Genomic DNA, 20,846 nt, shown 5'->3' with positions numbered 1-20,846 from the left:
ATGGAGATCCCATGAGTACGCCCCTCGCAGACGCCGTGATCGCAGGACGCGGCGGTGAAGAGCTGCTGAACCTGCCGCTGCCCAGCCACATGAAGGCGGTGACCATCCACAAGGACCAGACCGGGATGTTCGACGGCGTCACGGACAAGGACGTGCGCAAGTCGATGCACGTCGAAGAGGTCCCCCTGCCCGAACTCGCGCCCGACGAGGTGCTGGTCGCGGTGATGGCCGGCGCCATCAACTTCAACACCGTGTGGTCGGCCACCTTCGAACCGGTCCCCACCTTCCGATTCCTGGAGCAGATGGGCCGGCGCGGCGGCTGGGACGCGCGCCACGACCTGCCGTACCACGTCCTCGGTTCCGACGCCTCGGGCGTGGTGGTGCGCACCGGCTCGGCCGTGCGCCGCTGGAACGCGGGCGACCACGTCGTCATCGGCACGGCCTACGTCGACGAGCAGGACCCGGCCACCCACCGGGACGGCATGCTCGGCGAGGACCAGCGCGCCTGGGGGTTCGAGACCAACTTCGGGGGCCTGGCAGAGTACACCGTCGTACGGGCCAGCCAGCTGCTCCCCAAACCCGCCCTGCTCACCTGGGAGGAGGCCGCCGCCAACCCGCTGTGCGCGGGCACGGCGTACCGGATGCTCGTCAGCGACCGCGGTGCCCGCATGAAGCAGGGCGACGTGGTCCTCATCTGGGGCGCGACCGGTGGACTGGGCGCGTACGCCGTGCAGTTGGTGCGCAACGGCGGCGGCATCCCCGTCGGTGTCGTCAGCTCCGCCGAGAAGGCGGAGGTCCTGCGCAAACTCGGCTGCGAGGCGGTCATCGACCGCTCCGCGATCGAGCGGGGCGACCGCACGATGCTCCAGCGGCCCGAGGGGTGGAAGAAGCTGGGCAAGGCGATCCGCGACGCGGTCGGCGAGGATCCGCACATCGTCTTCGAGCACGTCGGCAAGGCGACCTTCGCCGCCTCGGTCTTCCTGGCGCGCCGCGGCGGCACCGTGGTCACCTGCGGGTCCAGCACCGGATACGACCACCAGTACGACAACCGCTACCTGTGGATGAAGCTGAAGAACATCATCGGCAGTCACGGCGCCAACCTGGACGAGCAGTGGGAGACCAACCGGCTCATCGGGATGGGCAAGGTCCTCCCGGCGCTGTCCGCCACCTACGCCCTGGACGACGCCGGGGAGGCGGCGCGCAGCGTGCAGGTGAACGAGCACCTCGGCAAGGTCGGTGTGCTCGGCATCGCACCCCGGCCCGGACTCGGCGTGACCGACGCGCGGGCGCGCGCCCGCGTGGGCGAGGAGCGGTTCCAGCTGTTCCGGAGCTGATGCCGCGCGGCGCGTGCGGGGCTGTCGGGCCCCGGGGCGGCGGGCCGTCCTGGCCGCCTCCGGCGGCGAGGGCGCCGGCCCGCCCCGAGCCGCGCGCCCTCGTCATCGGATCCGGGTGCCGCGGGGCACGCCGGTGGCCGGCCGGAGGCCGCTCAGGCATGATCATCGTCATGGTTTCGGTAGTGCAGAACGTGGCGATCGACTGTGCGGATGCCTATGAGCTGGCCCGGTTCTGGAGCGGGGTGACCGGCCACCCGTTGCATCCCGAGGACAAGCCGGGAGACGGGGAGACGCAGGTGATGCTGCCGGCGGGGCCGGTGCTGTACTTCAATCAGGTGCCCGAGCCGAAGAGGGCCAAGAACAGGCTCCACCTGTGCCTGCGTCCGGAGACCTCGCGGGAGGAGGAGGTCGAACGGCTGCTGGGTCTGGGTGCCACCCTGGTCGACGACCTCCGCAACCCCGACGGCTCGGGGTGGGCCGTCCTCGCGGACCCCGAAGGCAACGAGTTCTGCGTCCTGCGCGGTGAATCCGACCGGGGCGCGGAGCCGTCCTGATCGCCACGGCCCGCCGCTACGCGTGACCGTCGGCGACAGCCGGGACGCCCCCGCGCCGCGCACCGCGGGAGCGTCATCGGCCGTCGCGGCGCCACGCGTAGCGGCGGGCCTCGTCGAGGGAGTACTCCTCGTCGAGGGCGTTGGGGCCGGGCCGCGGCGGCCCCAGGCGGCGGGCCGCCGCCACGCACCGTTCGTCCTCGTGCCGGGCCAGACCGTACACGGCGGCGACCTGGACCCGGCGGTCCGCGTCGTCCAGCCGAGCAGCCATGGCATCGGCCAGGACGGGATCGCGGCCCCTGTCCCGGCCGGCCGTGAGGCAGGCGCCCTGGCGTACCCGTGCGTCGGGGTCCGTCATCAGCACCAGCAGTGCCTCACGGACTTCGTCGGAGAAGCCGGGCGGCTCGGTCCAGGTGCCGAAGCCGTTCGCCACCTCCCGCCGTACGCCGGCATCGTGATGGCCGGCGTGGGCGAGGATGACGGCGTCGGCCCGCGGATCGCTGTGCGCCCCGAGCGCCTTGAGCACCTCGGCGAGCACGGCCGGGTCCGTCTCCCGGGCCGGCCAATCGGTGAGGACGTCCAGAGAGGGGCCCGCGAACGCGTCCTCGTCGCTCTCGTCGAAGAGACGGGTCAGCCGGAGCACCTCGGCGCCGAACAACCGGTGGGCGGGGTCCGGACGCGTGCGCAGGGCCTCCGCCGCCGTCCAGGTCTCCCGGTCGCGCCGGTGGGCCAGCAGGATGGTGACCGTGCCCCATGCGCTGTGGTCCCGGCCGTGGAGCAACGCGCGCCGCATCAGCTCCTCGAACGGCGTGCGGAGGCCGAGCAGTTCCTCCAGCTTCGTGAGTATCGCCGCGTGTCCGTCCCGTACGGTCATCCCGCCGAGGGTGAGCTCGTCGACCCCGTGGTACTCGTCGTCCTGGACCCGGGTACGGACGACGGCGTCCCGGGAACCCGTACGGCGCCGCAGCTCGCTCTCGGCGCCCGCCTCGTACCAGTGGCGCGCGCGATCGCGCATCTCCAGGAGCTCCGGGCGGCCGTACCGGCCGAGGACACCGGCGTCCAGGAGCTGCTCGACCAGCGCCGGTGAGCCCGAATCGACGGCCTCGCGCAGCGGCAGCGGCTCGTCGGCGCCCACGATCGTGCTCCCCCCTGCCGTCCCCGCGGCTCAGTGTAGGTCTGCCGGTACGACCGCCGGTCGCGAGGGCGGCAGGCCGTCACGGGGCTGCCAGTGCCAGCACCACGATCGCCGTCGCGCCCGCCGCGTCGACGACACCGCACCACTCCGACCAGACCCGTGGTACCACGGCCCCCGAACGGTGGTGGGCGAGGTCCCAGGCCGCGTGCGCGAACCAGCCGGCGGCCAGGACCCACAGGGCGTACCGGTCGCCAACGGCCAGGACCGCGAGGGCCAGGGCGCCGAAGCCCGCCAGGCCGGCCAGCTGGATGCCCAGTGTCCGGCGGCCGCGGAACTCGTGACGGGCCGCGCCGAACGCCAGGTAGCACAGGGGCATGACCACCAGGAGCGCCGCCAGGAAGCCGGTCGGCGGGAGACCGTCCACGAAGGTGACCACCACGAGGGCGAGCGCCAGCACGGTGGGCCATCGGTGTGCGAGAGAACTGAGCGTCATGGCACCCACTCTCCCGGCCGGCACCGGATCAGGGGGCGCGTGGGAGCCGTCGGGTCCGTTCTGTTGGGGTGCGCGTCCGTCTGGCATAAGGTCGCGCCCATGGGGGAGCGTGCGGTCGTCGTGGTCGCGTACGAAGCGGCCGAGCTGCTGGACATCGCGTGCGTGACGACCGGGCTGGCGATGGCCAACGAACTCGGTGCTCCGGGGACGCCCTACGCGGTACGGGTGGTCGCCCCGGGCGGTGGCCCCGTCCGGTGCGGTACCGGTCTCGCGCTCGGCAGCGACGCCGCGCTGGAGCGTACGAAGGGGCCGCTCGACACGCTGATCGTCTCCGGTGGCACGGGGGTCGAGCGAGCCGCCGCCGATCCCCGGCTCGTGGGCCACGTCAGGAGGCTGGCCCGGGAGTGCCGCCGGGTGGCGTCGGTGTGCACGGGTGCGGGCATCCTGGCGGCCGCCGGGATCCTCGCGGGCAGGCGGGCCACCACGCACTGGCGGTTCGCGCCCCACCTGGCCGCCCTGCATCCGGAGGTCTCGGTCGACCCGGCACCGCTGTGGATCCGGGACGGGAACGTGTACACGGCGGCCGGCATCACCAGCGCGCTGGACCTGACCCTGGCCTTCATCGAGGAGGACCACGGCGCCGAGCTGGCCCGGCAGGTGGCCCGCCATCTGGTCGTCTACTTGCAACGGCCGGGCAACCAGGCGCAGATGAGCCTCTTCACCGCGACGCCGGCACCGCGCGACGACACGGTCCGGGCGCTGGTCGAGTACATCGCCGCCCATCCCGCCGGCGACCTCGGTACGGAGGCCCTCGCCGCGCGGGCGGGCATGACGGCGCGGCACCTCGCGCGGCTGTTCACCCAGCACCTGGGCCGGTCCCCGGGCCGCTACGTACGCCTGGTCCGGGTCGAGACCGCCGCGCAGCTCCTCGCCTCGACGACCCTGCCGGTCGCTTCCGTGGCCGCGCGCTGCGGCCTGGGGACGCCGGAAGCTCTGCGCAAGGCCTTCGCCGCGCACTACGGCATCACCCCTTCCGCCTACCGCGCCGTGATGCGCCCCGCCTCCCCCTGACCGGCGGGCTCCGCCCGGCCTGGTAGCGCCGCGCCGGGCGCGTCCGCAGCGGGCTGTTGCCGGGCCCGCTGCGGACTGCCCTCAGGCGTTGTCCCCGCCGGAGCGTGCCCGGGGGAGGAGGGCGCCGATGACGTCGACGGCGCTGCCGTCCTGGTCACTTCCGGCGCTGCCGCTTCCGCTCTGGATGTTGGCGGCCCGGTCGACCTCGACGACGGAATCGGCGTGGGAATTGTCGATGACGGTGATCAGGCTGCCGCCGGCGGCTGCGGGTGTGGTGCTCCCCCAGGCCATGGTCACGGCCAGGTAGGCGGCGGCCCGTACGCGTGCGCCGTTCACGCGTGGGCGCTCTCGCGTGCGGCCGGTACCGGCTGGTGCCGGCTGATGTTCCTGGCCAGGAGCCTCGTGGATTCGGGGACGCCGATCGCGGCGGATTCTCCCGCGTCGGGCAGCCGCCCGTCGGCGAGCCGCAGTTGCGTCAGCGCGGCGTCCATCGCCTGGTGCGCGGCGAAGAGGCAGGGGGTGCTGTAGATGGCCACGTCGATGCCGAGGTCGGTCAGCTCGCCGAGGGAGAGCCGCGGGGACTTGCCGCCGGCGATCTGGTTGAACAGCAGCGGCTTGGAGCCGACCACCTCGCGGATCCTGCGGATCCACTCGACGCTGCGTACCCCGTCGACCAGGACGACATCGGCGTCCGTGGCGGCGAGGGCCTCGGCGCGGTGGAGGATGTCGCTCTCCTCGGTGGCGTCCGTGCGGGCGACGACGACCATGTCCTTCCGGGTCTCGAGGACGGCCCGCAGTTTCTCCAGGTACTCGGTGAGCGGCAGGACCTGCTTGCCGTCCGCGTGCCCGCACCTGCGCGGACGCTTCTGGTCCTCCAGGATCACCCCGGAGGCGCCGATGCGTTCCAGCCCTTCCACCACGTGGCAGGCGACCTCGACGTCGGTGTAGCCGTCGTCGATGTCGACCAGCAGGTGGTGCTGGGGGAAGGCACCGCGCAACCGCTGGACGAAGGCCAGCATGTCGGGCCAGGCGATGAACCCGATGTCGGGCAGGCCGTAGTGGGAGGCGGCGAACCCGAAGCCGGAGACGAACATCCCGTCGTAGTGGTCGGCGGTGACCGAGGCGGAGTACATGTCGTAGACGCCGATCAGGGGGGTGGTGCCCGGTTCGGCGATCCGGGCGCGCAGCTTGTTCCCGTAACTCATCGTCAGCTCCTCGAGGTGGTAGGCAATGGGCTGGGAGGCGCCTCCGAGGTGGCACCGCTTTACCCAAAACTGATCATTTCCTGACCATCTCGCTGCTCTACACATACCAAGGCTTTACTCACCCCAATGGCCCATCGCGTTCACCACAGAAACGTCACTGGGGACCCGGCTGCTGACGGCGCAAACGGCTTGCGACCCGGTCGGTGGGCGGTGCGAGACTCGGTCCCATGAAGCCCAATGACCCCAAGGACGACCTGCACCGCTACCTCAGGTCGGCCCGCGAAGCCGTCGTCTGGAAGCTGGACGGTCTCTCCGAGTACGACGTCCGCCGTCCTCTGACACGGACCGGCACCAATCTCCTCGGTCTCGTCAAGCACCTCGCCGGCGTCGAGCTCGGGTACTTCGGTCCGGCCTTCGCCCGCCCGCACGGCGAGTACCTCCTCTGGTACGAGGACGACGCCGAGCCCAACGCCGACATGTGGGCGACGGCCGACGAGTCGCGTGAGGACGTCCTCGGCCTCTACCACCGCGCCTGGGCGCACGCGGACGCGACGATCGAGGAGCTGCCGCTCGACGCGATGGGCCACGTCGCGTGGTGGGGGGAGACGGGCGGGGTGACGCTTCAGCGGATCATGCTGCACGTGACGGCCGAGACGCACCGGCACGCCGGCCACGCCGACATCGTCCGCGAGCTGATCGACGGCAACGTCGGCATGCGCGAGGCCAACAGCAACATGGCGGGCGGCGACGAAGCCTGGTACGAGGGGTACTGGCACAGGCTGGAGGCTTCCGCCCGGCAGGCCCAGGCCAAGCAGGGCCGGCCCGGACCGGCCTGAACCGAGCGGGCCGCGGGGGGGGGGGGGCCCCCCCGCGGGGGGGGCCCCCCCCCCCCCCCCCCCCGGGGGGCCGGGGGGGGCCCCCCCCCGGGGGGGGGGGCCCCCCCCCCCCCCCGCCGACGGGTCAGAACGTCCCGCCGTCGCCGGCTGTCAGTGGAAACAGAGGCAGAACGGATGGCCGGCCGGGTCCGCGTAGACCCGCCAGTTGGCCTCCGCGCGGAGTTGGTCCGTCCGTTCCAGCACGGTCGCGCCGAGGGCCAGCGCCCGCTTCTCCTCCCCGTCGAGGTCGTCGACGTCGAAGTCCAGGTGCATCTGCTGCGGATGCCGCTGGCCGGGCCATTCGGGCGGCCGGTAGCCGTCCACCCGCTGGCAGGCCAGCGGCGTCCCCTCGAAGCCGTGCACCTCGACCCAGTCGGGATCGTCCGGGTCCTGGACCACGCGGCCGCCGAGCAGACCCGCGTAGAACTCCGCGAGCCGTACCGGATCGGCGCAGTCCAGCGCGATCGCCTGCAGCTTTCGAATCACTTCCGACACCCTCTCACCCGGCCGCCCCGCGCGGCCCGTCTGTCCGTGAGGGGTCGTACCCGTCCCCGCGGCGGGCATGCCTGACGGTCGGCAGGCGGTCCCGGCGGGTGACCGGGTGCGGGCCCGTCGGCCACCGCGCCGCCCGGCGTTCAGGGGAGGACCTTGACCTCCACGCCCGCGATCCGGCCGAGCGGGTCGAAGCGGACCCCGACCGCGCCGCCGCCCGGCAGGTCGGCGAGGATCCGGTCGCCCTCCGTACGGTGCGGCACGCCGTGGTGGTCGAAGTAGCCGCCGACCACGTGGGGTGCCGAGCGGCCGATGAGGCCGGCGCCGGTGAGCAGCGTCCGCGGCAGGCCGGCCGGTTCCAGGCCGGCGCGCGGGACCTGCGGGTCGTCGGGCAGGAAGTAGACCTGGGTACCCGGTCCCGCCGGGAGCCCCATGTAGCCGGGCGCACCGGTCACTCCCATTCCGGTGAAGGCGAGCATCTCGGCCGCGCGCCGGGGGTCTTCGAATCCGGACAGGTCCACGACCTCCGCGGTCAGTTCGGGTATGCCGTGCGCCCTGCCGTACCGCTCGATCGCCGCGGTGAGGGCGACCACCTCGCTCCCCCGCAGGCCGGGGTTGGCCCAACCCCACATCCAGGACCGCTCGTCCATGTCGTAGGTGCCCAGCACGGCCACGCGCAGCTCCCGTCCGCCCTGCCGGTAGAGGCAGGACGGCAGGTCGGCGGTCCACGGCCCTTCGGGCAGGAACCCCGTCAGGGCTTCGAGCTGGGCCGCTCCCCAGGCGGCGTGCCGTTCGGCTTCGAGGAGGAAGGGGTCACTGAACTCGCTGATCATGTCCCGACCCTACGAGGCGGCCCCTTCCACCACCAGCCGGTGCCGTCGTCCCGCGCGGACGCGGTGGCCCACGTCACGTCACGCGGAAGGCGACATCGTCACGGAGCGCGCCACTCGGCGTGACTCCCGTCACTTCCCGTTACGGAAGGGGCATGTGTGGCATGCGGCAGGGCAGGGGGGCCGAAGCAGCGTGCACCGCGGGCGAGCCGTGGTGCCGGAAGCGGAGGTACAGCGCGTCGTGTCGGAGCCGAGAACCATCCACATCGCCGGGACCTGGCGGTCCGCCCTCTCGGGAGCCACCCGTGAGGTCCTGGACCCGGCGGACGGGAGCGTCCTGGCGCTCGCCGCCGAGGGCGGTGCCGCGGACGCCGACGCCGCGGTCAGTGCCGCCCGGGCCGCTTTCGACGGTGGCGAGTGGTCCGGGACGCCGGTCGCGGAGCGTGCCGCCCTGCTGCGGCGCACTGCCAAGCTGCTCCAGCGCGACCGCGAGCGCATCGCGCTGGTGGAGAGCCGGGACGCGGGCAAGACCCTGGAGGAGGGGCGGGTGGACGTGGACTGCGTCAGCGACGCCTTCCGGTACTTCGCGGACCTGGTCGCCGCCGAGAGCGCCGGTCGCGTGGTCGACGCCGGCTCCCCCGACATCCACAGCGTCGTCGTCCACGAACCGGTCGGTGTCTGCGCGCTGATCACCCCGTGGAACTATCCGCTGCTCCAGGCCAGCTGGAAGATCGCCCCGGCCCTCGCCGCGGGCAACACCTTCGTCCTCAAACCGAGCGAGATCACCCCCCTGTCCACGGTGGAGCTCATCCGCCTGCTCGCCGAGGCGGGCCTGCCGGCCGGTGTCGCCAATCTGGTGACCGGCGCCGGGGACCCCGTCGGCGCCCGCCTCTCCGCCCACCCCGATGTCGACCTCGTGTCCTTCACGGGCGGCCTCGCCAGCGGTACGAAGGTCATGCGCGCGGCGGCCGATTCCGTGAAGAAGGTCGCCCTCGAACTCGGCGGCAAGAACCCGAACGTGGTCTTCGCCGACGCCTGCACCACCGAGGAGGGCTTCGACACCGCCGTCGACCAGGCCCTCAACGCCGCCTTCATGCACAGCGGCCAGGTCTGCTCCGCCGGCTCCCGGCTCATCGTCGAGGACCGGATCGCCCAGCGCTTCGTCTCCGAACTCGCCCGCCGGGCCGACCGGATCCGCCTCGGCCGCGGCACCGACCCGGGCGTCGAATGCGGGCCCCTGGTCTCCGCGGCGCAGCTCGCGCGGACCCAGGAGTACGTGGACTCCGCCCTGGCCGAGGGCGCGGTGGTGCGCTCCGGGGGCTCCCGCCCGGACGGGCCCGGCTACTTCTACCGGCCGACGGTCCTGGACGGCTGCCACCGCGGGATGCGGGTGGTGCGGGAGGAGGTCTTCGGCCCGGTGCTGACGGTCGAGACCTTCCACACGGAGGACGAGGCCGTCGCGCTCGCCAACGACACCGAGTACGGACTCGCCGGCGCGGTGTGGACCGCAGACCAGGGCCGGGCCCGCCGGGTCGCGGGCCGGATGCGGCACGGCACCGTCTGGATCAACGACTTCCACCCCTACCTCCCGCAGGCGGAGTGGGGCGGCTTCGGGAAGTCCGGCACGGGCCGCGAGCTGGGCCCGGCGGGCCTGGCCGAGTACCGCGAGACCAAGCACGTGTACCAGAACCTCGCTCCGCGCCCCGTGCGCTGGTTCGCGGGCTGAAGGAGGAGGAGACCCATCACCATCGACAGGAACACGCACCCCGGTGCCGCGGCCGCCGCGCCCGGCCGGGACCACGAGCCCCACCACGAGTACGAGTACGACTACGTCGTCATCGGCGGCGGCACCGCCGGCTCCGTCATCGCGTCCCGCCTGAGCGAGGACCCCGGCACCACCGTCGCCGTGATCGAGGGCGGTCCCAGCGACGTCGACCGGCCCGACGTGCTCACCCTGCGCCGCTGGACGGGCCTGCTGGGCGGCGAGCTCGACTACGACTACCCCACCACCGAGCAGCCGCGCGGCAATTCCCACATCCGGCACAGCCGCGCCCGCGTCCTCGGCGGCTGCTCCTCGCACAACACCCTCATCGCTTTCAAGCCGCTGCCGTCGGACTGGGACGAGTGGGCGCGGGAGGGTGCCGAGGGCTGGCACGCCGCCGCCATGGAGCCGTACTTCGACAAGCTCCTCAACAACATCGTCCCGGTGGCCGAGAAGGACCGCAACGCCATCGCCCGCGACTTCGTCGACTCCGCGAGAGCGGCCCTCGGCGTCCCGCTCGTCGAGGGGTTCAACCGCAAGCCGTTCCACGAGGGAGCCGGCTTCTTCGACCTCGCCTACCACCCGGAGGACAACAAGCGCTCCTCCGCCTCGGTGGCCTACCTCCACCCCGTGATGGACGACCGTCCCAACCTCCGCATCCTCCTGGAGACGTGGGCGTACCGCCTCGAACTCGACGGTACCCGGGTACGCGGGGTGCACGTCCGGTCGCAGGACGGCACGCGGTCGCTGATCACCGCACGCCGGGAGGTGGTGGTCTGCGCGGGCGCCGTCGACACCCCGCGCCTGCTGCTGCACTCCGGCATAGGCCCCCGCGCCGACCTGGAGGCCCTCGGCATCCCCGCGGTGCACGACCTGCCCGGAGTGGGCGAGAACCTGCTCGACCACCCCGAGTCTGTGATCGTCTGGGAGACCGACGGCCCGATCCCGGAGAACTCGGCGATGGACAGCGACGCCGGACTGTTCGTGCGGCGCGACCCCCGGTCCGAGGGACCCGACCTGATGTTCCACTTCTACCAGGTGCCCTTCACCGACAACCCGGAGCGCGTCGGCTACGAACGGCCCGCGCACGGGGTGTCGATGACCCCCAACATCCCCAAGCCCCGCAGCCGCGGCCGCCTCTACCTGACCAGCGCGGACCCCGAGGTCAAACCCGCCCTGGACTTCCGTTACTTCACGGACGAGGAGGACTACGACGGCCGTACCCTCGTGGACGGCATCAAGCTCGCCCGGGAGATAGCGGCGACCGAGCCGCTGGCCGGCTGGCTGAAGCGGGAGGTCTGCCCCGGGCCGGAGATCACCGACGACGAGGCGCTGAGCGCCTACGCCCGCTCGGTCGCCCACACCGTCTACCACCCGGCGGGTACGTGCAGGATGGGCGACCCCGAGGACCCCGCCGCCGTGGTGGGACCCGACCTCAGGGTGCGCGGCCTCGACGGCGTCCGGATCGCGGACGCGTCCGTCTTCCCGACGATGACCGCGGTGAACCCGATGATCGCGGTGCTGATGGTGGGCGAGAAGGCCGCCGAGCTGCTGGCCGTGGAAGGCGGTACCCGGTGAGCCCGGTGAACACCAGCCCCGACGCTTCCGCCGGCTCCGCCGGCGACGCCCCCGTCTTCTCGGTGGAGGGCCTCTGGAAGGTCTTCGGCCCCAAGGGCGCGGCCGAGAAGGTCCCCGGTTCCGGCGACGCCGGGCTGCCGGCGGCGGAACTGCGCGAGCGCACCGGCTGCACGGCGGCCGTCCGCGACGTCTCCTTCGACGTCCGCAAGGGCGAGGTCTTCGTGGTGATGGGCCTGTCCGGTTCGGGCAAGTCCACCCTCGTACGGTGCCTCACCCGGCTGATCGAGCCCACGGCCGGGGCCGTCGCCCTCGACGGTGAGGACGTCCTCGCGATGGACGCCGGCCGGCTGCGCGAACTGCGCCGCCACCGGGCCGCCATGGTCTTCCAGCACTTCGGACTGCTGCCGCACCGCAGTGTCCTGGACAACGTCGCCTACGGCCTGGAGATCCAGGGCGTCGGCCGTGCCGAACGCCGCGGGAAGGCCGCCGAGGTGGTCGAGAAGGTCGGCCTCGCCGGACTCGAGGAGCGACGCCCCGGACAGCTGTCGGGCGGCCAGCAGCAGCGCGTCGGGCTCGCCCGGGCCCTCGCCGCCGACCCCGAAGTGCTCCTGTTCGACGAGCCGTTCAGCGCGCTCGATCCCCTCATCCGGCGCGAGATGCAGGACGAGGTCGCCCGGCTCCACCACGAGGAGGGCCGCACCATGGTCTTCATCACCCACGACCTGGCCGAGGCCCTGCGCCTGGGTGACCGCATCGCGCTGATGCGGGACGGCCGCATCGTGCAGCTCGGCACGCCCGAGGAGATCGTCGGCTCGCCGGCCGACGACTACGTACGGGACTTCGTCCGCGACGTCCCCCGCGAGCAGGTGCTCACCGTACGCAGCGCCATGCGCCCCGCGATCGGGGACGCGGCCGGGCAGGGCCCCGCGCTGGCCCCCGCCACCACGGTGGCCGACGCCATCGAGGCCGTCGTCCGCAGCGGCGGCCCGGTCCGGGTCGTCGACCACGGCCGGTGCCTGGGCGTGGTCGACGAGGCGGCGCTGCTCGCGGTGGTGGCCGGGATCCCGGCCGGCACCGGACGGAAGGCGGCGGCATGATCGGCACCGCCCGACCCGCCGTCCCCGCCCCCGGCACCGGGGGGTGGTGCGGATGACCGCGACCACCGCCCCCGCGCGCGAACCGTCCCGGCCGGGCGCCCCGCAGTCGCCCGGCCACTCCGGGGCCCCGGAGCGCGCCACCGCCGGCCGTCCCGCAGTGCCGGGGCGCGCCACGGCAACGGCCGGAGCCGGGACGCCGGACCGCCCGCGCCGCCGGCTGTCCGTGTCGGGACGGCCCCTGGGCCGCGCCCTGCTCCTGCCCCTGGCCCTGGCCGCCGCCGTGCTGGTCCCGCTCGCCGTCGCCTTTCCGGCCTCCGGAAGCTGGCCCGCCGCGCTGACCGTGGACCTGTCGGGGCCGCTGGACCGGGCCGGCGACTGGATCATCGACCACCGGGACAGCCACCCCCTGTTCCTCTACTTCTTCGGGCACATCAGCAACGCCGTGACCGTCTGCGTCCGGGCCGTCTACGTCGTGCTGCTCGCCGGGGGCTGGACCGGCGTCACCGCGCTGGCCGCCCTGGTGGCCTGGCGCCTGGCGGGCCTGCGGCTCGCGCTGACCTGTGCCGGCGCCTTCGCCGCGTGCGGGCTGCTCGGCATGTGGGTGCCGACCATGCAGACCCTCGCGCTGATGGCGGTGGCCGTCGCCGCCGCCGTCGCCGTCGGCGGACTGCTCGGACTCGCCGCCGGCCTCTCCGCGCGCGCCGACCGCGCCCTGCGTCCCCTGCTCGACACCATGCAGATCCTCCCGGCGTTCGCGTACCTGCTGCCGATGGTGCTGGTGTTCGGCATCGGCGTACCGGCCGCCGTGCTGGCCACGGTGGTGTACGCCGCCCCGCCGATGGCGCGCCTCACCGCGCTCGGTCTGCGCGGCGCCGACGCCGGGGTGATGGAGGCCGCCGTCTCGCTCGGCGCCACCGGGCGCCAGCGGCTGCTCACCGCCCGGCTTCCGCTCGCACGCCGGCAGCTCCTGCTGGGCGTCAACCAGGCCGTCATGACCGGCCTGTCGATGGCCGTGATCGCCTCCGTGATCGGCGCGGGCGGCCTCGGTGACCGGGTCTACCAGGCGCTCTCGTCCGTCGACGTCGGCGCCGCGCTGGCCGCCGGAATCCCGATCGTGCTGCTCGCCGTGGTCCTCGACCGCACCGCCGAGGCGGCGGGCGGCCGGATCGGCGCCGACGGCCCGCCCCCTGGCCGCGCGCGGCAGCTCCTGCTCAGGGTGTTCGACGGCTGGTACGGATGGCTGCTCACCGTCCTCACGGCGGTGGCCGTCGGCGTGGCCGGCCGGGTCGCGGGCACGTCGCTGTGGCCGGCGTCCTGGACGGTGTCCATCGCCGAGCCCGTGAACGCGGCGGTCGCCTGGATGACCGCCCACCTCTACTCCGGGGTGCCCGTCGTCGGGGGCACCGCCGACTGGGCCGCCCGGTTCACCGGCTGGGTCCTCGACCCGCTGCGCGCCGGCCTCCAGGCCGCGCCCTGGTGGCTGCTGCTGCTCGTCGCCGGAGCGCTCGCCCTCCTCGTCGGCGCCCGGCGCTCCGCGCTGACGGCCGTCCTCGCCCTGGCCGGCGTCGGCGTACTCGGTGTGTGGGAGGCCTCCCTGGACACGCTGTCCCAGGTCCTCGCGGCGGTCGCCGTCACCCTCCTGGTGGGCTTCGCGATCGCGGTGGGCGCCGCCGGCAGTGCCCGTGCGCGGCGGCTGCTGCGTCCCGTGCTCGACGTCTGCCAGACATTGCCGCAGTTCGTCTACCTCATCCCCGTGGTCGCCCTGTTCGGGGTGGGGCGGGCACCGGCCGCGGCCGCCGCCGTCGTGTACGCGCTGCCGGCGGTCGTCCGGATCACCACGCAGGGGCTTCGCGAGGTGAGCCCGGCGGCGCTGGAATCCGCCCGCTCGCTGGGCGCGACCCGCGCTCAGCGGCTGTGGCAGGTCCAACTGCCGCTCGCACGGCCGGCCCTGCTGCTGGCCGTCAACCAGGCCGTGGTCCTCGTCCTGTCCGTCGTCATCATCGGCGGCCTGGTGGGCGGCGGCGCCCTCGGCTACGACGTCGTCCTCGGCCTGGCGCAGGGCGACCTGGCCACCGGTCTGGTGGCCGGCGCGGCGATCGTGTGCCTCGGCCTGCTGCTCGACCGCGTCACCCAGCCCGCGAAGGAGGCCCGAGATGCGTGAACGACCCTTCCGGCGCGGCCACGGCCGTCGCGGCCGCGCCGTGCTCGCCGCCGCCACGGGACTCGCCGTGCTCACCGGCTGCGGAGCCGCCGACATGACCCGGCAAGTGTCTCCGTACGCCGCCGCGCAGGACGCGAAGACCGTCACCCTCTCCGTCCAGTCCTGGGTCGGCGCCCAGGCGAACACCGCCGTGGCCGCCTATCTCCTCGAACACGAGCTGGGCTACCGCGTGGACACCGTGCAGGTCGACGAGGTCCCCGCCTGGGACGCCCTGAGCCAGGGACGGGTCGACGCGATCCTGGAGGACTGGGGCCACCCCGAGCAGGAGAAACGGTACGTCGAGACCAAGAAGACGATCACCCGGGGCGGAGACCTGGGGGTGACCGGTCACATCGGCTGGTTCGTCCCCACGTACTTCGCGCAGGCCCACCCGGACGTCACCGACTGGAAGAACCTCGACAAGTACGCCGACCAGCTGCGCACCCCCGAGAGCCGCGGCAAGGGGCAGCTGATGGACGGCTCGCCGTCCTACGTCACGAACGACAAGGCGCTGGTGAAGAACCTGGGCCTCGACTTCGAGGTCGTCTTCGCCGGGTCGGAGGCCGCCCAGATCACCCAGATCAAACAGTTCGCCAAGGAGGGCAAGCCCTTCCTGACGTACTGGTACAAGCCGCAGTGGCTGTTCGAGCGGGTCCCGATGACCGAGGTGCGGCTGCCCGAGTACACCGAGGGGTGCGCCGACGTACCGGAGAAGGTGGCCTGCGCCTACCCGCACACCCCGCTGCAGAAGTACCTGAACACGCGCTTCGCCGGGTCGGGGGGCGAGGCGGCCGCCTTCCTGAAGCGGTTCCACTGGACCACGGCCGAGCAGAACGAGGTGGCCCTGATGATCGCCGAGGAGAAGCTCTCCCCGCGGCAGGCGGCGCGGAAGTGGGTCGAGCGCAACGAGTCCGTCTGGCGGCCGTGGCTGGGCTGACCTCCCGCAGGCCGTCGCGTACGGCCCCGCACACCCGGGTGTGCGGGGCCGTACGCGCGCGCCGGGGTCATTCGGCGGACCGCCGTGCGCCCTCGGTCAGCGCACCGGGGGCGCCGGCGCTACGGGTACCTGCGCCGCCGCGCCGCCGATGTGCTCCTTGACCTGCTGGTAGATACCGGCGTCGTCGGTGAGGGCCTGGTGCCGCAGGCAGGGGGTCTGCGTGTTCACCGCGCCGGTGAGGGCGACGGAGGTCACGGGTGAGACGATCCCGTCGCAGGAGGACCACCAGGTGGCGTAGCGGGTGGCTCCGGGCGTTTCGTCGCCCGAGTTGAGCGCCTGGAGAAAGGCGGAGCCCGGACGCATCTCGACGCAGGCGGGACCGCCGCACCAACGGGCGGTTTCCGTCCCGTGGTTGGGGCCGGCGAGGGATACCCAGGCGTCCACCTTCGCGTCGCCGCCGAGGTCCTTGAGGTAGTGCCGGGAGGAGAGGGAGCCCATGGAGTGGGTCACGACGTCCACCTTGTCGGCCCCGGTCGAGGCCAGGACACGGTCGATGGTGTCGGCGAGCCGCGAGGCGGTCGTGGTGTTGGACTGGGAGGACGGGTAGGTCCACTGGTGGAGGCGGTCGGCCGGCCAGCCGTCCGACCGGAACCGGTCGGCCATGATGTTCCAGGCCGTACCGTCGCTGTTCCAGCCGTGTACGAAGACCACCGGGTCGGGCGGCGAGGAGGGCGCGGGAGCGGCTGCGGCCGGGGCGGCGAAGGCGGCCATGGCCAGCAGGACGGCGGTGAGGGAGCGGGGCATCGTCACGTTCACGGGCCGTTTGTAGCGTTCCCGCCCGTCCCGGCCGGGCCTTGCAGGGTGGACTCTCACCCGTCCGGAGGCCGCCGTTCACCCGAGGAACGTTTCGCCGGGGGCGGGCTCGGCCCGTCGGTCCGGCGCGGGTCACGGCCGCGACTCGTAGGGTGGGCGGTCCGCTGTCGCGGAGCCGCTGCCCGGCTGTCACGTGGCCGTGCGTCCCGGCGGCCGCGGCGGCGCGCTGCCGCTCCGGCGGAGCGGCAGCGGAAGGAGCCCCTGCCCGGGGCAGCACGAGGAGAGAGCACCTGCCATGAGCCCCACGTCCACGCCCTTCGACGAACTCGACCGGAAGATCGTCGCCACCCTGATGGAGAACGCACGGGCGAGTTTCTCCGAGATCGGGGCGTCGGTCGGGCTGTCGGCCACCGCCGTCAAGCGCCGCGTGGACCGCCTGCGCAAGGCCGACGTGATCACGGGGTTCAGGGCCACCGTCCGGCCGGCCGCGCTGGGCTGGCGCACCGAGGCGTACATCGAGGTGTACTGCGACGGCGCGGCACCGCCCAGACGCATCGCGGAAGTCGCGCGGAAGTACCCGGAGATCGCGGCGGCCATGACGGTGACCGGGGCGGCCGACGCGCTGCTGCACGTCAGGGCGGCCGACGTGGAGCACTTCGAGGAGGTGCTGGAGCGGATCCGCAGCGAGCCGTTCATCCGCAAGACGATCAGCTACATGGTCCTCTCCCATCTGCTGCCGGAGAGCCCGGAAGCGGGGGCGAGCGCGTCCGCACCGGCCGCCGAGGCCGCGCGCGCCGCCGAGGACGCAGCAAACGTGCTCTGAGTGGCCCGGACACGCAGGATTCCTGCGTGAGTGCGCAGCTGTTGCTCCTTGTCCCGGCGACCGGCCGCTTCCTACGGTGGGGGCACTCCCCCAGTCGTCACCGCAGGAAGCGGAGGACCCTCTGTGCCCGTACGACACAGGCCGCTCAGCCGTGGCCCGCGCCCCAGGCGCTATCTGATGTGCGAGCCCCGCCATTTCGACGTGCGCTACGCCATCAACCCGTGGATGGACGCCGGGGCGCCGGTGGACCGGGCGTTGGCCCGTGCCCAGTGGCAGGCTTTGGTCGAGGCGTACCGCGGTCATGGCCACACGGTGGAGACGGTCGCCCCGGTGGAGGGCCTGCCCGACATGGTGTTCGCGGCGAACGCGGCCCTCGTGTGGGGCGGACGGGTCTTCGGCTCGTCCTTCCACGCGGCCGAGCGCCGGCCGGAGTCCGCCGGGTACGAGGCCTGGTTCAAGGAGGCCGGGTACGAGGTCCACCGCTCCGGGGCCGTCTGCGAGGGCGAGGGGGACCTCGTACCGGCGGGCCGGTTCCTGCTGGCCGGCACGGGCTTCCGTACCGAGCGGGCCGCGCACCGGGAGGTCCAGGAGTTCTTCGGCAGGCCGGTGATCAGCCTCGAACTGACCGACCCTCGCTTCTACCACCTGGACACCGCCCTGTTCCTCCTCGACGAGGACAGCGGCGAGGGCGACGGCACCGGCGGGGGGAACATCGCGTACTACCCGGCGGCGTTCTCCCCTGGCAGCCGTGAGGTGCTCCGGTGGCTCTACCCGCGCGCGGTGATCGCCACCGAGGAGGACGCCCTGGTCTTCGGCCTCAACTCCGTCTCCGACGGCCGCAACGTCTTCGTCGCTCCACAGGCCCGGGGGCTCATCGACCAGCTCACCGACCGTGGCTACCTTCCCGTCCCCGTCGACCTGTCGGAGTTCCGCAAGGCCGGTGGGGGCATCAAGTGCTGCACCCAGGAGATCCGCTCATGACCGGCCTCGCCGACCCCACCGTCCCCGCCTTCCCCTCCCCCTCCCCCTCCGCGACGCGTTCATCGGCGCGGCTGATCCGCGCCGAGGCACCGGTGCTCGCGCACAACTACCACCCGCTGCCCGTGGTCGTGGCCCGCGCGGAAGGCAGCTGGGTGGAGGACGTCGAAGGACGCCGCTACCTCGACATGCTGGCCGGCTACTCGGCGCTCAACTTCGGGCACCGCCACCCCGCCCTCGTCGACGCCGCGCACCGCCAGCTCGACCGGGTCACGCTCACCTCGCGCGCCTTCCACAGCGACCGGCTGGCCGGCTTCGCCGAGAGCCTGGCCGCCCTGACCGGCCTCGACATGGTGCTGCCGATGAACACCGGTGCCGAGGCCGTGGAGAGCGCCGTCAAAGTGGCCCGCAAGTGGGCGTACGAGGTGAAGGGCGTCGCACCGGACCGGGCGACGATCATCGTCGCCGACGGCAACTTCCACGGCCGTACGACGACGATCGTGAGCTTCTCGACGGACGCGACCGCCCGGACCGGCTTCGGCCCCTTCACCCCCGGCTTCCGGGTCGTCCCCTACAACGACCTCGCCGCGCTGGAGGCGGCCGTGGACGAGACGACGGCGGCCGTGCTGATCGAGCCCGTCCAGGGCGAGGCGGGCGTCCTCATCCCGGACGACGGCTACCTCACCGGGGTCCGCGAACTCACCCGGCGCACGGGGTGCCTGTTCATCGCCGACGAGATCCAGTCGGGCCTGGGGCGCACCGGCCGCACCCTCGCCGTCGACCACGAGTCGGTCGTGCCGGACGTCCTGCTCCTGGGCAAGGCCCTGGGCGGCGGCATCGTCCCGGTCTCCGCGGTCGTCGCCCGCCGCGAGGTGCTGTCCGTGCTGCGGCCCGGCGAGCACGGTTCGACGTTCGGCGGCAACCCGCTGTCGGCGGCCGTCGGTTCGGCCGTCCTGGAGCTGCTGGCCACGGGCGAGTACCAGCGGCGCGCCGCCGCGCTGGGAGCCGTACTCGACCGCGGACTCGCCGCGATCGCGGCCACGGGCGGCGCCATCGCGGCCTACCGCGCCAGGGGGCTGTGGGCGGGCGTGGACGTCGACCCCGCCCTCGGCACGGGACGGCAGATCAGCGAACGTCTCCTCGCCGAAGGCGTACTGGTCAAGGACACCCACGGATCCACGATCCGGCTGGCACCGCCGCTGACCATCACGGAGGAGGAACTGGACACCGCGCTCGCCGCCCTCCGGAAGGTCCTGGCGTAGCGTCCGCGCCGGCCCCCCGGCCCCGCCGCCCGTCGACGGCAGGGCCGGGGGGCCGGTGCGGGCGTTCAGGGGCGGAAGCGCAGGGGGTGGTCCGCCGGCACCTCCACGACCACGATGCGTACGCCGTCGGGGTCCGCGATCCACATCTCGATCAGTCCCCACGGCTCCCGCCGCGGCGGCCGCAGCACCTCGGCGCCCCGCTCGCGGAGCTCCCGGTGGGCGGCCTCCACGTCCGCCACCTGGAGCCACAGCCGCAGCCCGGGCGCGGGGGGCACGTCGGCGCGGCCCGACACCTCGAGGAAGCCGCCGCCGAGGAAGTAGACGGTGCCGCGCTCGGGGCCGGTACCGAACTCGCGGTACACGGCGAGGCCCAGCGTGCCTCCGTAGAAGGCGCGGGAGAGCTCGGGATCGGTGGGGCGCAGCAGGATCCTGCTGCCGAGTACGTGGACCATGGCCCCACTCTGCCCACCCGCGACGGCGTGCGCACGGAGTTCCGGTGGGGCGCGTCCGCGGCGGTCCGACGGGGGATCGAGCACGGTGGGGGGCGCTGGTCCTTACCCGCGTGGCTACATGGGGTCCGTCGTGGCGCTCTCCGGGCCGTGCAGCTCTTCGAGCTTCTCCCGGATGTGCAGCGCCTTCTCCGACAGTCGTTGGCGTTCGGCGGAATCGGTGGACCGCTGGGCCGCGAGTTCGAGCTCCTCGGCCTTCTCGCGCATGCTCCGGGCCTGCTCGTCGGGCCCGCTCTCGTTGCTCATGGGATCTCCTCCGGTTCGGGACTGGCCGACTCCACTCAAGCACTCCCGACGGCCGGGCCGCCGGACCACCGGCCGTGGCGGCCGTGTACTTCACCACGGAGAACCCCTCCGCGGGGCCCGCGCGTCAACGGGCGATCCCGGAACACGCCGAGGCGCCCCCGGCCCGCGGTGCTTCGGGGGCGCCCTCGTACGGCGGAGAGGGCAGGATTCGAACCTGCGTGGATCCCAGTGGAACCCGAACGGCCAGTGGCCGGTCCCCGATCAACCGCTCCGGGCACCTCTCCCTCGTGACCCGGCCCCTGCGGCCCGCCCGGTCACGACAACCAGACTGCACCACGGCCCCTGACCCCGCGCTGATACGCTCGCCGCGGGGCGGTCCGTCAGGGGTCAGGGGTCGCCGCGCGGGCGTCAGCCGTGGCGCCGTATGGTCCCGCGGATCCAGTCGGCGCAGACCGGCACGTCGGTGGAGAGGCCCGGCCCGGCCGAGCACGCGACTCCGGGCGCGCCGGGCCCCGAGGTGGCTCGGACGAGTTCCCACCGGCCGTGCCCGCAGGCGTTCCGCGAACTCCAGTTCGGCATCGACGGTGGTCACGAAGCCGAAGACCCTGATCGGGGTGCCGGGCCGCCCGGCCCGCGCCGCGATCGGTACGGGCTT

The 20,846-nt window shown here is 73.4% G+C and carries 21 protein-coding genes and 1 tRNA gene; 12 read left to right on the top strand and 10 right to left on the bottom strand.

Going from position 1 to position 20,846, the window contains the following annotated elements:
- Positions 1–11: 11 nt before the first annotated feature.
- Both ccrA and ACFY7H_RS24215 read left to right on the top strand, forming a co-directional pair.
- Positions 12–1,334, top strand: coding sequence for a crotonyl-CoA carboxylase/reductase (gene ccrA / locus ACFY7H_RS24220; RefSeq protein ID WP_388941368.1), 1,323 nt, complete (start codon positions 12–14; stop codon positions 1,332–1,334).
- A 170-nt stretch (positions 1,335–1,504) separates the two neighbouring features.
- Positions 1,505–1,888 (top strand): VOC family protein, encoded by a 384-nt coding sequence (locus ACFY7H_RS24215; RefSeq protein ID WP_388941365.1) that lies wholly within the window; start codon positions 1,505–1,507, stop codon positions 1,886–1,888.
- Positions 1,889–1,961: 73 nt separating this feature from the next.
- Here ACFY7H_RS24215 and ACFY7H_RS24210 read toward each other — a convergent pair whose 3' ends face one another.
- Entirely contained in the window at positions 1,962–3,020 is a 1,059-nt protein-coding gene (locus ACFY7H_RS24210) for a HEAT repeat domain-containing protein (protein ID WP_388941362.1), read from the bottom strand.
- A 79-nt stretch (positions 3,021–3,099) separates the two neighbouring features.
- The gene (locus ACFY7H_RS24205) at positions 3,100–3,513 is read right to left on the bottom strand and encodes a hypothetical protein (RefSeq protein WP_388941359.1); all 414 of its coding nucleotides are present in this window, start codon (positions 3,511–3,513) and stop codon (positions 3,100–3,102) included.
- Positions 3,514–3,612: 99 nt separating this feature from the next.
- On the opposite strand from ACFY7H_RS24205, the gene ACFY7H_RS24200 reads away from it, so the two are divergent.
- Positions 3,613–4,584 (top strand): GlxA family transcriptional regulator, encoded by a 972-nt coding sequence (locus ACFY7H_RS24200; RefSeq protein ID WP_388941355.1) that lies wholly within the window; start codon positions 3,613–3,615, stop codon positions 4,582–4,584.
- A gap of 81 nt (positions 4,585–4,665) precedes the next feature.
- On the opposite strand, the gene ACFY7H_RS24195 is transcribed toward ACFY7H_RS24200, so the two are convergent.
- A complete protein-coding gene (locus tag ACFY7H_RS24195) occupies positions 4,666–4,920 on the bottom strand; it encodes a hypothetical protein (RefSeq protein WP_388941353.1) in 255 nt (84 codons plus the stop codon).
- Complete coding sequence (locus ACFY7H_RS24190; RefSeq protein ID WP_388941350.1) at positions 4,917–5,789, bottom strand: oxaloacetate decarboxylase; 873 nt, start codon at positions 5,787–5,789, stop codon at positions 4,917–4,919. The genes ACFY7H_RS24195 and ACFY7H_RS24190 overlap by 4 nt, the downstream gene beginning before the upstream one ends.
- A gap of 227 nt (positions 5,790–6,016) precedes the next feature.
- Here ACFY7H_RS24190 and ACFY7H_RS24185 point away from each other — a divergent pair, with 227 nt between their 5' ends.
- The gene (locus tag ACFY7H_RS24185; protein WP_388941347.1) at positions 6,017–6,625 is read left to right on the top strand and encodes a DinB family protein; all 609 of its coding nucleotides are present in this window, start codon (positions 6,017–6,019) and stop codon (positions 6,623–6,625) included.
- Positions 6,626–6,775: 150 nt separating this feature from the next.
- Here the strand turns inward: ACFY7H_RS24185 and ACFY7H_RS24180 are convergent, their stop codons facing one another.
- Both ACFY7H_RS24180 and ACFY7H_RS24175 read right to left on the bottom strand, forming a co-directional pair.
- A complete protein-coding gene (locus ACFY7H_RS24180) occupies positions 6,776–7,150 on the bottom strand; it encodes a VOC family protein (RefSeq protein WP_388941341.1) in 375 nt (124 codons plus the stop codon).
- A 149-nt stretch (positions 7,151–7,299) separates the two neighbouring features.
- A complete protein-coding gene (locus ACFY7H_RS24175; RefSeq protein WP_388941339.1) occupies positions 7,300–7,989 on the bottom strand; it encodes a DUF6882 domain-containing protein in 690 nt (229 codons plus the stop codon).
- A gap of 238 nt (positions 7,990–8,227) precedes the next feature.
- On the opposite strand from ACFY7H_RS24175, the gene ACFY7H_RS24170 reads away from it, so the two are divergent.
- From ACFY7H_RS24170 to ACFY7H_RS24150, 5 genes are read left to right on the top strand one after another with little or no spacing between them, the layout of a single operon-like run.
- A complete protein-coding gene (locus ACFY7H_RS24170) occupies positions 8,228–9,712 on the top strand; it encodes an aldehyde dehydrogenase family protein (RefSeq protein WP_388941336.1) in 1,485 nt (494 codons plus the stop codon).
- A gap of 21 nt (positions 9,713–9,733) precedes the next feature.
- A complete protein-coding gene (locus ACFY7H_RS24165) occupies positions 9,734–11,326 on the top strand; it encodes a GMC family oxidoreductase (protein ID WP_388941771.1) in 1,593 nt (530 codons plus the stop codon).
- Positions 11,323–12,423 carry a glycine betaine/L-proline ABC transporter ATP-binding protein gene (locus tag ACFY7H_RS24160; RefSeq protein ID WP_388941333.1) on the top strand — a complete coding sequence of 367 codons (1,101 nt, stop codon included), beginning with the start codon at positions 11,323–11,325 and terminating at the stop codon, positions 12,421–12,423. Before ACFY7H_RS24165 ends, ACFY7H_RS24160 begins: the two co-directional genes overlap by 4 nt.
- 52 nt (positions 12,424–12,475) lie before the next feature.
- Positions 12,476–14,584 (top strand): ABC transporter permease subunit, encoded by a 2,109-nt coding sequence (locus tag ACFY7H_RS24155; protein WP_388941330.1) that lies wholly within the window; start codon positions 12,476–12,478, stop codon positions 14,582–14,584.
- Positions 14,577–15,560 carry an ABC transporter substrate-binding protein gene (locus ACFY7H_RS24150; protein WP_388941327.1) on the top strand — a complete coding sequence of 328 codons (984 nt, stop codon included), beginning with the start codon at positions 14,577–14,579 and terminating at the stop codon, positions 15,558–15,560. Before ACFY7H_RS24155 ends, ACFY7H_RS24150 begins: the two co-directional genes overlap by 8 nt.
- Before the next feature lie 96 nt (positions 15,561–15,656).
- Here the strand turns inward: ACFY7H_RS24150 and ACFY7H_RS24145 are convergent, their stop codons facing one another.
- The gene (locus tag ACFY7H_RS24145) at positions 15,657–16,376 is read right to left on the bottom strand and encodes an esterase/lipase family protein (protein WP_388941324.1); all 720 of its coding nucleotides are present in this window, start codon (positions 16,374–16,376) and stop codon (positions 15,657–15,659) included.
- Positions 16,377–16,668: 292 nt separating this feature from the next.
- Here ACFY7H_RS24145 and ACFY7H_RS24140 point away from each other — a divergent pair, with 292 nt between their 5' ends.
- From ACFY7H_RS24140 to rocD, 3 genes are all read left to right on the top strand, one after another.
- On the top strand, positions 16,669–17,196 hold the full coding sequence (locus ACFY7H_RS24140) for an Lrp/AsnC family transcriptional regulator (protein ID WP_388941322.1): 528 nt from the start codon (positions 16,669–16,671) through the stop codon (positions 17,194–17,196).
- Positions 17,197–17,373: 177 nt separating this feature from the next.
- Positions 17,374–18,177, top strand: coding sequence for a dimethylargininase (gene ddaH / locus ACFY7H_RS24135; RefSeq protein WP_388941319.1), 804 nt, complete (start codon positions 17,374–17,376; stop codon positions 18,175–18,177).
- Positions 18,174–19,436: an ornithine--oxo-acid transaminase gene (gene rocD / locus ACFY7H_RS24130; RefSeq protein WP_388941316.1), complete on the top strand. Its 1,263-nt coding sequence runs from the start codon at positions 18,174–18,176 to the stop codon at positions 19,434–19,436. The genes ddaH and rocD overlap by 4 nt, the downstream gene beginning before the upstream one ends.
- A 65-nt stretch (positions 19,437–19,501) precedes the next feature.
- Here rocD and ACFY7H_RS24125 read toward each other — a convergent pair whose 3' ends face one another.
- From ACFY7H_RS24125 to ACFY7H_RS24115, 3 genes are all read right to left on the bottom strand, one after another.
- Positions 19,502–19,888, bottom strand: a complete 387-nt coding sequence (locus ACFY7H_RS24125; RefSeq protein ID WP_388941314.1) for a VOC family protein — start codon at positions 19,886–19,888, stop codon at positions 19,502–19,504.
- 114 nt (positions 19,889–20,002) lie between these two features.
- Complete coding sequence (locus ACFY7H_RS24120) at positions 20,003–20,191, bottom strand: DUF6381 family protein (RefSeq protein WP_388941311.1); 189 nt, start codon at positions 20,189–20,191, stop codon at positions 20,003–20,005.
- 193 nt (positions 20,192–20,384) lie between these two features.
- Positions 20,385–20,475, bottom strand: a tRNA-Ser gene (locus tag ACFY7H_RS24115).
- Positions 20,476–20,846: the final 371 nt, after the last annotated feature.

This window comes from Streptomyces sp. NPDC012794, from assembly GCF_042901085.1.
Taxonomy (GTDB): domain Bacteria; phylum Actinomycetota; class Actinomycetes; order Streptomycetales; family Streptomycetaceae; genus Streptomyces.
This window is presented reverse-complemented; position numbering and strand designations above follow the sequence as displayed.